The organism is Aquincola tertiaricarbonis, from assembly GCF_000969605.1.
In the GTDB taxonomy this organism is placed as follows: domain Bacteria; phylum Pseudomonadota; class Gammaproteobacteria; order Burkholderiales; family Burkholderiaceae_C; genus Aquincola; species Aquincola tertiaricarbonis.
Genome location: NZ_JZUE01000006.1, coordinates 36,249 through 50,911 on the forward strand (window position 1 = coordinate 36,249; position 14,663 = coordinate 50,911).

Annotated in this window: 14 protein-coding genes and 1 pseudogene; 5 read left to right on the forward strand and 10 right to left on the reverse strand. The window is 69.3% G+C overall.

Annotated elements, in window-relative coordinates; all coding sequences use genetic code 11:
- Positions 1 to 28: 28 nt before the first annotated feature.
- The 7 genes from VO99_RS08685 to VO99_RS08715 form a co-directional block, all read right to left on the reverse strand.
- Positions 29 to 2,260 carry a catalase gene (locus VO99_RS08685; protein WP_083440458.1) on the reverse strand — a complete coding sequence of 744 codons (2,232 nt, stop codon included), beginning with the start codon at positions 2,258 to 2,260 and terminating at the stop codon, positions 29 to 31.
- Positions 2,261 to 2,346: 86 nt separating this feature from the next.
- Positions 2,347 to 3,351, reverse strand: a complete 1,005-nt coding sequence (locus VO99_RS08690; RefSeq protein ID WP_046112459.1) for a transketolase family protein — start codon at positions 3,349 to 3,351, stop codon at positions 2,347 to 2,349.
- Positions 3,348 to 4,202, reverse strand: a complete 855-nt coding sequence (locus tag VO99_RS08695) for a transketolase (protein ID WP_046112460.1) — start codon at positions 4,200 to 4,202, stop codon at positions 3,348 to 3,350. The genes VO99_RS08690 and VO99_RS08695 overlap by 4 nt, the downstream gene beginning before the upstream one ends.
- Before the next feature lie 21 nt (positions 4,203 to 4,223).
- Positions 4,224 to 5,483, reverse strand: a complete 1,260-nt coding sequence (locus tag VO99_RS08700) for a TRAP transporter large permease (protein WP_046112461.1) — start codon at positions 5,481 to 5,483, stop codon at positions 4,224 to 4,226.
- A 16-nt stretch (positions 5,484 to 5,499) separates the two neighbouring features.
- Positions 5,500 to 6,015, reverse strand: coding sequence for a TRAP transporter small permease (locus tag VO99_RS08705; RefSeq protein WP_046112462.1), 516 nt, complete (start codon positions 6,013 to 6,015; stop codon positions 5,500 to 5,502).
- A gap of 15 nt (positions 6,016 to 6,030) precedes the next feature.
- Positions 6,031 to 7,020: a TRAP transporter substrate-binding protein gene (locus tag VO99_RS08710; RefSeq protein ID WP_046112463.1), complete on the reverse strand. Its 990-nt coding sequence runs from the start codon at positions 7,018 to 7,020 to the stop codon at positions 6,031 to 6,033.
- A 28-nt stretch (positions 7,021 to 7,048) separates the two neighbouring features.
- The gene (locus tag VO99_RS08715; RefSeq protein WP_046112464.1) at positions 7,049 to 7,798 is read right to left on the reverse strand and encodes an SDR family NAD(P)-dependent oxidoreductase; all 750 of its coding nucleotides are present in this window, start codon (positions 7,796 to 7,798) and stop codon (positions 7,049 to 7,051) included.
- A 111-nt stretch (positions 7,799 to 7,909) separates the two neighbouring features.
- Here VO99_RS08715 and VO99_RS08720 point away from each other — a divergent pair, with 111 nt between their 5' ends.
- From VO99_RS08720 to VO99_RS08740, 5 genes and pseudogenes are all read left to right on the forward strand, one after another.
- Entirely contained in the window at positions 7,910 to 8,830 is a 921-nt protein-coding gene (locus VO99_RS08720) for a LysR substrate-binding domain-containing protein (RefSeq protein WP_046112465.1), read from the forward strand.
- 67 nt (positions 8,831 to 8,897) lie between these two features.
- A pseudogene (locus VO99_RS29465) lies at positions 8,898 to 9,471 on the forward strand (MFS transporter); the annotation flags it as partial.
- Between the two features lie 256 nt (positions 9,472 to 9,727).
- Positions 9,728 to 10,744: a TerC family protein gene (locus tag VO99_RS08730; RefSeq protein ID WP_046112466.1), complete on the forward strand. Its 1,017-nt coding sequence runs from the start codon at positions 9,728 to 9,730 to the stop codon at positions 10,742 to 10,744.
- Positions 10,745 to 10,876: 132 nt separating this feature from the next.
- Positions 10,877 to 11,899 carry a cyclase family protein gene (locus tag VO99_RS08735; protein WP_046112467.1) on the forward strand — a complete coding sequence of 341 codons (1,023 nt, stop codon included), beginning with the start codon at positions 10,877 to 10,879 and terminating at the stop codon, positions 11,897 to 11,899.
- Between the two features lie 8 nt (positions 11,900 to 11,907).
- Positions 11,908 to 12,894, forward strand: a complete 987-nt coding sequence (locus VO99_RS08740; protein WP_046112468.1) for a Bug family tripartite tricarboxylate transporter substrate binding protein — start codon at positions 11,908 to 11,910, stop codon at positions 12,892 to 12,894.
- 13 nt (positions 12,895 to 12,907) lie between these two features.
- On the opposite strand, the gene VO99_RS08745 is transcribed toward VO99_RS08740, so the two are convergent.
- From VO99_RS08745 to VO99_RS08755, 3 genes are read right to left on the reverse strand one after another with little or no spacing between them, the layout of a single operon-like run.
- Entirely contained in the window at positions 12,908 to 13,315 is a 408-nt protein-coding gene (locus VO99_RS08745; RefSeq protein WP_052736205.1) for a type II toxin-antitoxin system VapC family toxin, read from the reverse strand.
- Positions 13,312 to 13,530: an AbrB/MazE/SpoVT family DNA-binding domain-containing protein gene (locus tag VO99_RS08750; protein WP_046112469.1), complete on the reverse strand. Its 219-nt coding sequence runs from the start codon at positions 13,528 to 13,530 to the stop codon at positions 13,312 to 13,314. The genes VO99_RS08745 and VO99_RS08750 overlap by 4 nt, the downstream gene beginning before the upstream one ends.
- 49 nt (positions 13,531 to 13,579) lie before the next feature.
- Positions 13,580 to 14,662 (reverse strand): NAD-dependent epimerase/dehydratase family protein, encoded by a 1,083-nt coding sequence (locus VO99_RS08755; RefSeq protein WP_046112470.1) that lies wholly within the window; start codon positions 14,660 to 14,662, stop codon positions 13,580 to 13,582.
- Position 14,663 lies beyond the last annotated feature (1 nt).

Below are 14,663 nucleotides of genomic sequence, written 5' to 3' on the forward strand. Positions count from 1 at the left end.
CGGGCCGCACTTCGGCCTCAAGTGCGCATCAGGCCGCGATCACGTCCTTGCCGCCACGGTCCCAGTGGCGGTGCACCGCGATGTCGGCCACGAAGGCCTGGGCCAGCGCGCCGGCCCCGTCGGCCGGTGCCAGCTGGATGCCGGGCCGGCGGGCGCCCGGCGCCTGTGGCGGCAGCACGCCGGCCGAGGCCAGCAGGTCCGCGCCCTCGCCCAGCGCGGCGATGGGCTTGGCATGCTTGAAGGCCTCGCGCACGAAGTGCACCGCATCGGCCGAGCCCTTGAGCGCGGCCACGCTGGCCGCGCCGCCCGGCACCAGCACCGCATCGAACACCACCGAAGGCTGGGTGACGATGAGATCGTCCACCGGCACGCTGCCGCCGGCCGCGTCCCGCACCTCGCCCAGCCGGCTGGACAGCACCCGCACCTTGGCGCCGGCGCTCATCAGCGCCGACTTCACCGCCTGCAGGCCGGCGGCATCCACGCCGGGCGCCACCAGCACCGCCACCTTGCGGCCGGCGATGCTCTTGGGGTTGTTGCGGGCCAGCATGCTGAGCGCGGGCGAAGGCGCATAACGGCGGGCCGGCGTGCGCGGGCTGGCCGGCGGCACCGGCATGCCCAGCACCTCGGCCACGCGGGCGGCCAGCGTGGCATCCACGTTCACCAGGTTGGACAGCATGCGCTGGCGCACCGCCGGCACCGCCACCTTGCCCAGCTCGAACTGCAGCGCCTCCACGATGTGCTGCTGCTCCACCGGCGTCTGGCTCTGCCAGAACAGGGTGGCCTGCGAATAGTGGTCGCCGAAGGATTCCGAGCGCTTGCGCAGCTTGGTGCCGCTGACCGGCACCGCGGCGCTCGCGAAGCCGCCCTGGTTGGCCGGCACCTCCTTGATCGGCGGCGCATCGATCGAGCTGGGCTCGTAGTTGATGCGGCCCTTGCTGATGGTCTGGCGGTGGAAGCCGTCGCGGTTCATGTTGTGCACCGGCACCACCGCGCGGTTGATCGGGATCTCGTGGAAGTTGGGGCCGCCCAGCCGGGTGAGCTGGGTGTCCACGTACGAGAACATGCGCCCTTGCAGCAACGGGTCTTCGCTGACGTCGATGCCCGGCACCAGGTTGCCCACGTGGTAGGCCACCTGCTCGGTCTCGGCGAAGTAGTTGTCCGGGTTGCGGTTGAGCACCATCTTGCCGATGGGCCGCACCGGCACCAGCTCTTCCGGGATGATCTTGGTGGCATCCAGCAGGTCGAAGCCCAGGCGCTCGGCATCGGCCTCCTCCACCACCTGCACGCCCAGCTCCCATTCGGGGAAGGCGCCGGCGTCGATGGCCTCGGCCAGGTCGCGGCGGTGGAAGTCGGGGTCCTTGCCGCCGAGCTTCTGCGCCTCGTCCCAGGCCAGGCCGTGCACGCCGTTGTTCAGCGGCTTCCAGTGGAACTTGACGAAGCGGCTGGTGCCGCGCGCATCCACGAAGCGGAAGCTGTGCACGCCGAAGCCCTCCATCATCCGGTAGGAGCGCGGGATGGCACGGTCCGACATGATCCACATGATCATGTGGGTGGACTCGGGCATCAGCGAGATGAAGTCCCAGAAGGTGTCGTGCGCAGTGGAGGCCTGCGGGATCTCGCGGTCGGCCTCGGGCTTGGCCGCATGCACCAGGTCCGGGAACTTGATCGCGTCCTGGATGAAGAACACCGGGATGTTGTTGCCCACCAGGTCGAAGTTGCCTTCCTGGGTATAGAACTTCACCGCGAAGCCGCGCACGTCGCGCGCGGTATCGGCCGAGCCGCGCGAGCCGGCCACGGTGGAAAAGCGCACGAACACCGGCGTGCGGGCCCGCGGGTCGTTCAGGAAGCCGGCGCGCGTCCAGCGGGCCATCGGCTCGTACACCTGGAAGTAGCCATGGGCCGCGGCGCCGCGGGCATGCACCACCCGCTCGGGGATGCGCTCATGGTCGAACGCGGTCATCTTCTCGCGGAACAGCTGGTCTTCCAGCAGGCTGGGGCCGCGCACGCCGGCCTTCAGCGTGTTCTGGTTGTCCGCGATCTTCAGGCCCTGGTTGCTGGTGAGCTGCTGGCCCGCGTCGACGGTGGTCTCGTGCGCCAGGTCGCCGGCCTTGTCGGTGGGCCGGGTGCCCGAGGGCTGCACCGCGGCCGGGCCGGCGGCCAGCAACGGGGACACGGCCACGCCGGCGGTGGAAGCACTGGCAGCGGCCAGGAAGCGGCGGCGGGAAGGCGCCTCGGCGCGGGGATCGGTGGAATCGGTCATGAAGCCTCTGGTGGTGAACGCATGTCGCGTCGCGCAGGGGCAATGCGCATGCCGCGACCGGTTAGCCACCAGCGGCTGGCGCGGCCTCAGCCCAGCCAGGCCCGGATGCGGGCCGACAGCGTGGGCGTGCTGATGCCGTAGCGGTCGTGCAGCGTGGGCAGCGCGCCGGCATCGAGGAAGCGGTCGGGCAGGCCCGCCAGCTGGAAGCCCGCTGGCTGCACGCGGTGGCGCAGCAGCGTGCCGGCCACCGCCTCGCCCAGGCCGCCGATTACCGAATGGTTCTCGGCCACCACCACCAGCCGGTGCTTGTAGCGCACCGCCTCCACGATGGCCGCCTCGTCCAGCGGCTTGATGGTGGGGCAATGCAGCACCGCCACGCCGATGCCGTCGGCGTGCAAGGCCGCGGCCACTTCCAGCGCGCGCATGGTCATGAAGCCGCTGGCGATCACCAGCACCTCGTTGCCGTCGCGCAGCAGCTTGGCCTTGCCCAGCTCGAAGCGGTAGTCGTATTCGTCCAGCACCAGCGGCACGTTGCCGCGCAGCAGCCGCATGTAGACGGGGCCGGTGTGGGCCGCGATCTGCGGCACCGCCTGCTCGATGTCCAGCGCGTCGCAGGGGTCGACGATGGTCAGGCCGGGGATGCCGCGCATCAGCGCCAGGTCTTCCGTGGCCTGGTGGCTGGGGCCGTAGCCGGTGGTCAGGCCCGGCAGCGCGCAGCACAGCTTGACGTTGAGGTTCTCCTCCGCGATCACCTGGTGGATGAAGTCGTAGGCGCGCCGGGTGCCGAACACCGCATAGGTGGTGGCAAATGGCAGCAGGCCTTCCTTGGCCATGCCGCCGGCGGCGGCCATCAGCAGCTGCTCGGCCATGCCCATCTGGAAGAAGCGCTCGGGATAGGCCTGGCCGAACAGGTGCAGGTCGGTGTACTTGGCCAGGTCGGCGGTCAGGCCGACGATCTCGGGCCGCTGCTCGGCCAGCGCCACCAGTGCCTTGCCGAAGGGCGCGGCCTTGACGCGCTGGCCCTCGCTGGCGATGGAGGCGATCATCGCCGAGGTGGTGAGGCGGGGCTTCTTGTCAGCGACGGTGTTCATTGCACGGCCTCCTCGGGCTGCGTCTGGTCCAGGATCTGCAGCGCCTGCTGCCACTCGGGCGGATCGACGCGGATGAAGTGGTTCTTCTCGCGCTGCTCCAGGAAGGGCACGCCCTTGCCCATCAGCGTGTCGAACAGGATCACGCGCGGCCGCGGCTCGGCCAGGTGGCGCGCGGCATCGAAGGCGCGCAGCACCGCGGCCAGGTCGTTGCCATCCACCCGCTGCACATGCCAGCCGAAGGCGGCCCACTTGTCGGCCAGCGGCTCGAAGCCCAGCACCTTGCCCGAAGGCCCGTCGGCCTGCTGGTTGTTGATGTCCACCAGGCACACCAGGTTGGCCAGCCGGTGGTGGGCGGCGCCCATCGCGGCTTCCCAGGTCGAGCCTTCGTCCAGCTCGCCATCGGACATGGAGTTGTAGACGAAGGCCGGGTTGCCCTTGTGGCGCAGCGCCAGCGCCATGCCCACCGCGATGGGCAGGCCCTGCCCCAGCGAGCCGCCGGAGATCTCCATGCCTGGCGTGTAGGTGGCCATGCCCGACATCGGCAACCGGCTGTCGTCGCTGCCGTAGGTCTCGAGCTCCTCCTCGGCGATGGTGCCCGCCTCGATCAGCGCCGCATAGTGCGCAATGGCGTAATGGCCGTGCGACAGCAGGAAGCGGTCGCGGCCTTCCCATTCCGGCTCGGCCGGGCGCAGCTTCAGCGCATGGGCATAGGCCACCGCCAGCACGTCGGCCCAGCCCAGGGCCTGGCCGATGTAGCCCTGGCCCTGCACCTCGCCCATGCGCAGGGCATAGCGGCGGATGCGCCAGGCGCTCTGGCGCAGCCGCGCCAGCAAGTGTTCTTGCTCAGTCATGGAACGTCTCCGGAAAGGGAGTTACTTGAGGATGGACGCCGGCACGTAGGACACGAGTGCCAGCACGCCGAAGGCGACGAGGTAGAACGGGCCCAGCTCGCGCACCGTCTGGCCCACCTTCACCTTGGCCAGTGCGCTGGTGATGAACAGCGTGGTGCCCACCGGCGGCGTGTACAGGCCGATGGCCAGGTTGACCACCATCATGATTCCCAGCTGCGTCATGTCCATGCCGATCGCATTGGCCATCGGGACGAACACCGGCGTGAGCAGCAGCACCGCCGCCGGCAGGTCGATGAACATGCCCAGGAACAGCATCATCAGGTTCATCAGCAGCACGATCAGCCAGGCCGCATGCACGTTCTGCTGCACCCAGTTGGCCACGCCGGTGGGCATCTGGTCGTAGGTGAGCAGCCAGCCGATGGCGGCCGAGGCCATGATCACCAGCAGCACCACCCCGGTGGCCAGGCCCGCATGCACCACCGCATCGTTCAGCCGCTTCCAGCCCAGGTCGCGGTAGATCACGGCCGACACCAGGCCGGCGTACAGCGTGGACAGCACGGCCACCTCGGTAGGCGTGGCGATGCCGAAGCGCAGGAAGATGATGATGAGCACCGGCAGCACCACCGCCGGCAGCGCGTACAGCAGATGGCGGCGGAAGGCCGGGCCATTGAACGGCGATGTGTCGCGCGGGAAGTTGCGCCGCCGCCCCACCCACCAGCAGGCCGCCATGAAGCCGCCGCACATCAGCATGCCGGGCAGCACGCCCGCCACGAACAGCGAGGCGATGGAGGCATTGGCGCTGAGCGCGAACAGGATCAGCGGGATCGACGGCGGGATCAGGATGTCGATGGTGGCCGCCGCCGCCAGCGTGGCCGCCGAGAAGGCCGCCGGATAGCCCAGCCGCTTGTGCCAGGGGATGAGCAGCGAACCGATGGCCGAGGCATCGGCCACTGCCGAGCCCGAGACACCGCCGAACAGCGTGGACGACATGACCCCCACCTGGGCCGGCCCGCCGTGGAAGCGGCCGATCAGCGTGGACAGCACGCCGATCAGCGCCTCGCCCAGCTTGCCACCCATCATCAGGGAGCCGGTGAGCATGAAGAACGGGATGGCGATGAGCGGAAAGCTCTGCACCTGCGCCACCATCTGCTGAACCAGCAGGTCCAGCGGCACGCGGTCGGAGCTGGCGGCGGCCGCCAGTGCGGCCACCAGCAGCGCATGGGCGATGGGCATGGCGATCACGGCGCCACCCAGGAACACGAACAGGATCAAGGCAGTCATGGCGGCGTCTCCTGGGCTACCAGTGGGCGGAAGGCACGGGCTGCTCGCCCTCGGCCTGCGGTGCCGGCGGGCCTGCCAGCAGCGCCGACCCGGCGGACTGCAGCGCCAGCACCGCCAGCAGCACCATGCCCACCATCACGCAGGCATAGGTGATGGAGCCGGGGATCTGCAGGATGGCCGTGCGCTCGTCGTGCACGATCTCCAGCATCTGGAAGGTGGCCCAGCCCAGCGTGGCATAGAGCCCGGCCACGATGAGCCAGCTGGCCACCGCCACCCAGCGCCGCGCGCGCTCGGGCAGCACCTCCACCAGGAAGGTGGTGGTGATGTGCGCGCCGCTGGCCGCGGCCAGCACCACGCCGGCCATCACCAGCCACGGGAACAGCAGCTCGGGCACCTCGTTGGCCCACTGCAGGCTGGCGCCGGTGGCATAGCGCAGCACCGTGTTGGCCACCAGGATCACGAAGATCACGGACGTGCTGATCCACAGCACGAGGCGGCACAGCGCCACCACCGCGCGTTCGACTGCGTTCATCGCGGGCCTCCGGCTTCAGTTGCTGCGGGCGGCGGCAACCACCTTCTTCACATAGGCGCCGATGGGGCCGGCGGCCCACTTCTCCTCCACCTTGGCGGTGGCCTTCTCGAAGCCGGCCTTGTCCACGGTGGTGACCTGCACGCCCTTGGCCTTGAGGTCGGCCAGCAGCTTCTCGTCGGCCTCCTGCGACAGCGTGCGCTGCAGCGTGGTGGCCTCGGCCGCGGCCTCGGTCACGGCCTTGCGGTCGGCCTCGGACAGGCGGTCCCAGCTGCGCTTGCTCATCAGCAGCGGCGTCATCTGGAACATGTGACTCGTCAGGGCCAGGTGCTTCTGCACCTCGTAGAGCTTGCTGGCGTGGAAGTTGGCCAGCGGGTTCTCCTGGCCGTCCACCACGCCCTGCTGCAGCGCCACGTACAGCTCGGCGAACTTGATCTGCTGCGCCTCGGCCCCCAGCGCCTGCATGATGTCGACCAGCACCGCGTCCGGCGGCGTGCGCATCTTCAGGCCCTTGACGTCCTCCACCTTGGCGATCGGCCGCTTGGCATTGGTCATGTGGCGGATGCCGTTGTCCCAGTAGCCCAGCACCACCATGCCCTTGGCGGCCGACTTCTCGGCCAGCTCCTTGCCCAGCGCGCCGTCCAGCACCTTGAAGGCCTGGGCCGAGCTGGCGAACAGGAAGGGCATGCCATAGGCCGCGTACTCCGGCACCGCGGTGGCCACCGCGCCCTGCGAGTTGGCGGTGATGTCCAGCGCGCCGGTGCGCACCGCGGTCACCATCGCGGCGTCGTCGCCCAGCTGGGCCGAAGGCGCCACCTGCACCTCGATGCGGCCGGCGGTCTTCGTCTTCAGCACCTCGGCAAACTTGAGCGCGGCCTCATGCCGCGGATTGCCCGGCGCGGCGCCGTGGCCCAGCGTGAGCTTGACCGGCTGGGCCCCGGCCAGCGCGGGTGCCAGCAGGGCGAAGGCGGCGGCGGCCGCCAGGCGGTGGAAGGTCTTGCGTTGCATGGCTTGTCTCCTGTTGTGGTGGCGGCGGTCAGTGGATCAGCATGCCGCCGTTGACGTCGAGCGTGATGCCGGTGCAATAGGCCGACAGGTCGCTGGCCAGGAACACGCAGGCACCGGCCACGTCGGAAGCCGCACCCAGCCGCGCCAGCGGAATGGTGTCGGCGATCTCCTTCTTGCGCTCGGGCGTGAGCTTGCCCTGGGTGATGTCGGTCTCGATCAGGCCCGGAGCGATGCAGTTGACGCGGATGCCGTCGATGCCGAACTCGCGCGCCATCGCACGGGCCAGGCCCAGCACGCCGGCCTTGGCGGCCGAGTAGTGCGGGCCGCCGAAGATGCCGCCGCCACGCTGCGCCGACACCGACGAGATGCACACGATCGAGCCGCTGCGGCGGGCCTGCATGGAGGGCAGCACCGCCTGCGACATGTGCAGCGTGCCGCGCAGGCTCACGTCCAGGATGCGGTCGTAGTCGGCGCCGGTGATCTCCAGCGTCTTCACAGGCTGGGTGATGCCGGCGTTGTTGACAAGCACGTCCACCTGGCCGAACTGCTCCAGCACCGCGGCGATGGCCCGATCGCAGGAGGCCTTGTCGGTCACGTCGGCCACCAGGCCCAGGTGCGCCGGGCCCAGTTGCGCCGCGGCGGCCGCGGGCGCGGCGCGTTCCAGGTCCAGCAGCACCACGCGGGCGCCCTGCGCGGCCATCTGCCGCGCCGTGGCGAAGCCCAGGCCGTTGAGGCCTGCGCCGCCGGTGATGACGGCCACCTTGTCCTTGAGCAACATCTTCGTCTCCTTGATGGGGTGGCCGAATCTTCGTGGGGGCACCCCCTGAGCACAAGCGACGAGTTGTCAACCTATGATGACGAATCGTCATCCAACGATGGGGTTCACCCTATGGCCGCCGTCCCTCCCGTCGCCAACCTGCTGGCCTTCGAGGCAGTGGCCCGCCGCCGCAGCTTTGCGCTGGCCGCGGCCGAGCTGCACCTCACCGCATCGGCCGTCAGCCACCAGATCACCAAGCTGGAGGCGCAGCTGGGCGTGCGGCTGTTCGAGCGCAGCGCGCACGGCGTGCGGCTGAGCCAGGCCGGCGAGCTGTACCTGGCCCGCGTGGCGGGCGCACTCACCGCGCTGGTGGCCGCCACCGAAGACCTGAAGCAGGGCGTGGGCAACAGCCTGTACGTGCATTCCGCGCCCAGCCTGGCCAGCCTGTGGCTGATGCCGCGGCTGCACGGCTTCGCCCAGGCCCATCCCGACATCAGCCTGAACCTGTCGGCGGCACATACCCACAGCGACTTCGGCCTGGGCCAGGCCGACGTGGACATCCGCTACGGCGTGCCGCAATGGCCCGACCTGGAAGTGGAGCCGCTGTTCGAGGAGCCGGTGCTGCCGCTGGCCAGCCCTGCCTTCATCCGCGAGCACCGGCTCAAGCGCGTGGAGCAGCTGCTGGACGTGCCGCTGGTGCAGAGCAACGTGAGCATCGTGCAGTGGTCGGACTGGTTCCGCGCCTTCAGCGACAAGCGAGCGCCGGAGCGCTTCGCGGTGCGCTTCGACCGCGCACAGATGTCGCTGGACGCCGCCACCCAGGGCCTGGGCGTGGCGCTGGAGAGCGCCATCAATGCGGGCGGCCACCTGGCCGACGGCAAGCTGCGCCCGGTGTTCGGCTTCGACAAGGCGCTGAAGGTGAAGGCGCATTTCGCGGTGTATCCGGCGCGCCATGCCCGCCGGCCGGCGGTGGTGGCCTTCCTCGCCTGGCTGCACAGCGAGGCCAGCCGCACGCGCATCGTGCGCGGGCCCTCGCCGCGGTCGGCGCGCTAGCGGTGCGATTGCAGCGGCCCGCACCCGCACCCGCGGCCGTGGCCGTGGCCGGCTGCTGCGGCTGACGATGGCGCTGGGCCGCAACGGCACGATCGCGGCGCTGGGCACGGCGCGGACATTGGCCTGGGCCTCCAGCTATTACCTGCCGGCCATGCTGGCCGGGCCGATGGCACGCGACCTGGGCGTCGGCGTGCCCACGGTCCTTGCCGCTTTCCCGGTGGCGCTGGTGGTCTCGGCCTGGCTGGCCTGGCCTGGGCACAAGGGCCAGCCGGGCTGTTCGCGACCTGGGTGGTGATGGGCGTCGCCATGGGCGGCGGCCTGTACGAGGCGGCCGGCGCGGCGCTGGTGCGGTTGTACGGGCCGCAGTCGCGTGCCGCGATCACCGGCATCACGCTGGTGGCGGGCTTTGCCAGCACCGTGGGCTGGCCGCTGTCCACGCTGCTGGAGGCGGAGCTGGGCTGGCGCGGCGCGTGCATGGCGTCGGCCGGCCTGCACCTGCTGATGGGCCTGCCGCTGGACGCCTGGGGCGCGGGCGCCCTGATGCTGTCGGGCGCCATCGGCCTGCTGGCGGCCGCGGCCTTGGCCACCGTGCCACGGCCAGTTGCACAGGAATCACAACGGTGACATTTCCTGCAGCACGCTGCTAGACTCCGCCCCACTTGTGTTGGGGAGTAGCCACCGGGTCACGTCGCAGTCAGGACGTCATTCCGGCGCAGTGTCGTCAATACGGGTGTAGTGGCCCTCACTGCACCCCGGCACTGCTGGCCACGATGTGGGTCGCCCTGGCCCCTCCATCGTCGGCAAGGCAAGACCAGCCTTGGGTCCTTGATGTCGTCCACCGCCTCATGCTTCGGCAAGCGGTGTGTCGGCGCTCGCAACTCACTTCAAAGGCAGGTCATGGAATCCATCGGTTCGCCACTCATGTGGTCGTTGTTCTCGGCGTTCGTGCTCGTCGCGCTGTTCGTCGATTTCTTTGCCATGCGCAAGCAAGGCGCCCACCGCGTCAGCACCAAGGAGGCGGCCATCTGGTCGCTGGTCTGGGTGGGCGTGTCCTTCGTGTTCATGGGCTGGATGTGGTGGTACCTCGGCGGCACCGGCACCGACGAGGCCGCCCGTGCGGTGGCCAACGACAAGTCCCTGGAGTTCCTCACCGGCTACCTGATCGAGAAGGCGCTGGCGGTGGACAACATCTTCGTCTTCCTGATGCTGTTCACCTACTTCGCGGTGCCGGCGGAGTTCCAGAAGCGGGTGCTGATGATCGGCATCCTGGGTGCGCTGGTCCTGCGCGCGGTGATGATCCTGGTGGGCGCCTGGCTGATCGCGCAGTTCCACTGGATCCTGTACGTGTTCGGCGCCTTCCTGCTGTTCACCGGCATCAAGATGTGGTGGGCCGCCGGCCAGGAACCCGACCTGGACAACAACCCGGCGCTGAAGTGGATCCGCGGACGCTTCAAGATCTCGCCCACCTATGACGGCGAGAAGATGTTCACCATGGTGGACGGCGTGAAGATGGCCACGCCGCTGCTGGTGGTCATCCTGCTGATCGGCATCGTGGACATCGTGTTCGCGGTGGACAGCATCCCGGCGATCTTCGCGATCACCACCGACCCCTTCATCGTGCTCACCTCCAACGTGTTCGCGATCCTGGGCCTGCGCGCGATGTACTTCCTGCTGGCCAACATGCATGAGCGCTTCCACCTGCTGAGCTACGGCCTGGCCATCGTGCTGGTGTTCATCGGCGCCAAGATGCTGCTGATCGACGTCTACAAGATCCCGGTGGCGGTGTCGCTCGGCTTCACCGCGCTGACGCTGGCCGTCACGATGATCCTGTCGCTGAAGATCCCGCCCAAGGGTGCGCAGCAGGGCGGCGCCTATCCGTTCGGCTCGAAGAATAAGACCGACGAGCACCGCTGATCTCCCCTGCGGTCGGCCCTACATACTCACAGGTATGTAGGGCCGTTCACTGCTGCGGCTGCGCAGTGAAAACACCGATACCGGCGCACTCATACCTACTGGTATGTTCCTTCCAACGAAGGAGCAGTGCGCATGAGCAATTCCCGATGGAAGCAGCGGCCCGAGGGTTCGAACTGGGGTGACTTCGGCGCGGACGACCAGATCGGCCGCATGAACCTGCTCACGCCCGAGCGGCGGTTGGCGGCCATCCGCACGGTGCAGCACGGGCAGACCTTCTGCCTCAGCCTGCCGCTGGACTATCCCGGCGGCAACACCCTCTTCCAGCACCGGAAGGCGCCGCGCTTCTTCCATGAGCGGCGCGGCGAGGGCTTCAACTTCAACTTCAAGCTCTCCAGCGTCTGCAGCTGCTTCTCCGACGTGGTGTCGGACGATGCGGTGATGCTGTACACGCAGTACAGCACCCAATGGGACGGCCTGGGTCATGTGGGCCAGATGTTCGATGCCGACGGCGACGGCCTGCCCGAGAAGGTCTACTACAACGGCTACCGCGCCGGCGTGGAGGTGGTGGGCCCCGACGACGTGGACGACGACTACGGCGCCCACGCCATCGGCATCGAGCGCCTGGCCACCGCCGGCGTGCAGGGCCGCGGCGTGCTGGTGGACCTGGAAGCCATCCACCACCGCGAGCGGGCGCTGGTGGGCTACGACGGCCTGATGGCCGCGCTGGAGCGGCAGGGCGCCACGGTGGAGACGGGCGACTTCCTGTGCCTGTACACCGGCTTCGCCGACCTCATCCTGGAGATGGACAAGCAGCCTGACGGTGACCGGCTGAAGAACAGCTGCGCGGTGCTGGATGGCCGCGACGAGAAGCTGCTGCAGTGGATTACCGACTCGGGCATCGTCGCCATCTGCGCCGACAACTTCGCGGTGGAGGCCTACCCGGCCCAGCCGGGCCAGGGCGATCACTACCCCGGCCTGCCGCTGCATGCGCATTGCCTCTTCAAGCTGGGCCTGAACCTGGGCGAGCTCTGGTACTTCGCCGAGCTGGCGCAGTGGCTGCGCGCGAACCGCCGCTCCACCTTCCTGCTGACCGCACCGCCGCTGCGCCTGCCCGGCGCCGTCGGCTCGCCTGCCACACCGGTGGCCACCGTATGAGGACGACCATGCACGCACGCCGACACATGCTGGCGCTGGCCGCCTCCTGCACCGCCCTCGCCGCTTCGCTGGCGCCGGCCGCCACGCAGGCCCAGGACAACTGGCCCAGCAAGCCGATCACCATGGTGGTGCCCTACCCGCCCGGCGGCACCAGCGACGTGGTGGGCCGCCAGCTCGCCCAGCGCCTGCGCGAGGAGTTGGGCCAGGTGGTGGTGGTCGACAACAAGGCCGGCGCCGCCACCGCCATCGGCGCGACGCTGGTGGCCCGCGCGCCGAAGGACGGCTACACCGTGCTGCTGTCGGCCGGCACCACCTTCACCGTCAACCCGCACCTGAACGACAAGCTGCAATACAAGCTGGAAGACTTCGAGCCGGTGGCGCCGGTGTGCACCGTGCCCTTCGCCTTCGTGGTGAAGAAGGACTTCCCGGCCAGGACGCTGAAGGAGTACGCGGCCTATGCCAAGGCCAACCCCGGCAAGATCAACAACGCGACCAACGGCCAGGGCAGCATGGTGCACCTGCTGGGCGAGCTGATCGCCACCGGGCTGGACGCCAAGATGACCCAGGTGCACTACAAGGGCGCCGCCCCCGCCACCATGGACATGATCGGCGGCGTGATCGACTCCAACGTGGAGGCGCTGACCAACGCGGTGCCCAACGTCAACGCCGGCCAGTACCGTGCGCTGGCGGTGCTGAGTGCCGAGCGCCAGCCGCTGATGCCCGACGTGCCCACCTTCCGCGAGCTGGGCTATCCCGACGTGGTGGGCGAGACCTGGTATGCCGTGTTCGTGCCGGTGGGTACGCCCCAGCCGGTGGTCGACAAGCTGGCCGCCGCGGTGCGCAAGATCACCGCCTCGCCCAGCTTCGCCGAGGCCATGCGCAAGATCGGCAACGAGCCGCAGACCGGCAGCCCGGCCGACCTGCGCAAGACCACGCTGGCGCAGAGCCAGCAGTGGGGCTCGCTGATCAAGCGGTTGAACATCAAGGCGGAGTGAGGGGCGCGGCGATTCAACGCAGCAGCTGGGCGCCCGGCAGTTGGGCGGCCGCCGCGTCGAAGGTCATGAAGGGCTGCCGCTGCAGCAGCCCGGCCTTGGCGGCCAGCATGCAGTCGGTGAACCCGGCCTTCGATTCCTTCCAGCGGAACAAGGCCTCTTCCAGCGCAGCCTCGTCCTCGAGCTGCAGGCCATCGGTTTCGAGCAGTTGGGTGAAGGCGCTGACGATGGCGTGTTTGTCGAGCTTGTAGCGGCTGCGCAGCACCCACTCCGTCTCCAGCAGAACGCCGAAGAGCAGCATCACCGGCAGGCCGCGTTCTTCAGCCGTGGCCATCAGGCGGCTGGCGGAAGCAGATTGGACCGGGTCGTCCTGCACCAGCCACCGCACCAACACGTTGGTGTCGATGGCGATGCCGGCGTTCACCGGCTCAGGTCCTTGAGCGGCACCGAGGGTTGGCCCGGCCGCGTGAGGATGCCGGCCAGTTCGCTGAGCTTGCGGTGCTTGACCCGCATCACCACCGTGCCGTCGCTGAGCTGCGAAAAGCTCAGCTTGGCACCGGCCTCCAGCCCGAGGCTGGCCCGCAGCTCCTTGGGCAGCGTGACTTGGCCCTTGGACGTGAGCGTGGCTTCCGAGGTCATGGTGTGCTCCTTACGTTTTCTACAATCGTAAGGACTGGAGTCGGCACTGTCAAGTCGGCAGGTACCCCTGCGCCCGCATCGCCTGCAGATGCGCCAGCACGCAGTCATCCGTGGCGATGCACGCGCCGAAGCCTGCCTGCCGCAGCTTGATCGTCGATACCAGCGGCGGCACCGGGAAGGGGCGGCGGGAGGCGAAGGTGGCTTCGGCGTATTGCCATGACAGGCCGATCAACGTGTCCAGCTCGGGCACCTTCAGCCCTTCGCGCTCGGCGATGCGGCGCCACAAGCCGGCCAGCGGGGGCATCTCCGTGGCCAGCCGCACATCCTCCGGCTCGCCCAGCGGCATGTCGAAGAACTCGGCGAGCCGCGGCCACAGGCGGGCCCACAGGATGATGTCGCCGTTGGCGATGTTGAACACCTCGCCGTGGGCCTGCGCCGCGCCCCAGCTCCATTCGATGGCCTCGGCGATCAGCCGGGCGTCGGTGCATTCGGTCAGCAAGTGCGGATGGCCGACGGGGGCCAGGGGCAGGCCCTGTTCCTTGCGCAGCAGCGCGTAGGCGCCCAGCGCGGCCACCGGGTTCATCGCGCTGCCCACCGCCACGCCCAGCACGATCTGCGGGCGCCAGCCGGTCCACTGGAAGCCCTGTTGCTGCGCCCGCGCTTCCAGCAGGTCCTGCTGGTCGAAGTAGAAATTTCGGTGGTCGCGCAGCGCATCGGTCTCGCGGGCAGGCACCGGCATCGGCCGGCCGGTGTGCACGCCGTAGGCCTTGGTGCCCTGCATCAGCGTCACATGCTGCAGCGGCGCGCCTTGCAGTGCGTCGAGCAGGTGGGCGAGCATCGTGGTGTTGAGATCGGCATTGCCGGCGCTGCGCCAGCCCTGCACCAGGTCGGGCTGCTCGTTCAGCGCGGCGTACACCACATGGGTGACGTCCTGGTGCGCCGCCAGCGCTTCAAGCGTGGCCGCGGCGTCGCGCAGGTCGGCCGACAGCCAGGTGGCCTCGGGCGCAAAGTCGGGCCGGCGGCGGGCCAGGCCCAGCACCTGCACACCGGGCTGCGCCGCGAAGCGCTCCAGCGCCGCGCGGCCGACCACGCCCAGCGCACCCACCACCAGGATCTTCTTCACTGCGGCCATC

Coding starts and splice junctions, on each gene's coding strand:
- VO99_RS08695 (WP_046112460.1), bottom strand. CDS start 4,202: ATGACTGAGCAAGAACACTTGCTGGCGCGGCTGCGCCAGAGCGCCTGG.
- VO99_RS08705 (WP_046112462.1), bottom strand. CDS start 6,015: ATGAACGCAGTCGAACGCGCGGTGGTGGCGCTGTGCCGCCTCGTGCTG.
- VO99_RS08740 (WP_046112468.1), top strand. CDS start 11,908: ATGCACGCACGCCGACACATGCTGGCGCTGGCCGCCTCCTGCACCGCC.
- VO99_RS08735 (WP_046112467.1), top strand. CDS start 10,877: ATGAGCAATTCCCGATGGAAGCAGCGGCCCGAGGGTTCGAACTGGGGT.
- VO99_RS08730 (WP_046112466.1), top strand. CDS start 9,728: ATGGAATCCATCGGTTCGCCACTCATGTGGTCGTTGTTCTCGGCGTTC.
- VO99_RS08755 (WP_046112470.1), bottom strand. CDS start 14,662: ATGGCCGCAGTGAAGAAGATCCTGGTGGTGGGTGCGCTGGGCGTGGTC.
- VO99_RS08700 (WP_046112461.1), bottom strand. CDS start 5,483: ATGACTGCCTTGATCCTGTTCGTGTTCCTGGGTGGCGCCGTGATCGCC.
- VO99_RS08685 (WP_083440458.1), bottom strand. CDS start 2,260: ATGACCGATTCCACCGATCCCCGCGCCGAGGCGCCTTCCCGCCGCCGC.
- VO99_RS08715 (WP_046112464.1), bottom strand. CDS start 7,798: ATGTTGCTCAAGGACAAGGTGGCCGTCATCACCGGCGGCGCAGGCCTC.
- VO99_RS08720 (WP_046112465.1), top strand. CDS start 7,910: ATGGCCGCCGTCCCTCCCGTCGCCAACCTGCTGGCCTTCGAGGCAGTG.
- VO99_RS08710 (WP_046112463.1), bottom strand. CDS start 7,020: ATGCAACGCAAGACCTTCCACCGCCTGGCGGCCGCCGCCGCCTTCGCC.
- VO99_RS08750 (WP_046112469.1), bottom strand. CDS start 13,530: ATGACCTCGGAAGCCACGCTCACGTCCAAGGGCCAAGTCACGCTGCCC.
- VO99_RS08690 (WP_046112459.1), bottom strand. CDS start 3,351: ATGAACACCGTCGCTGACAAGAAGCCCCGCCTCACCACCTCGGCGATG.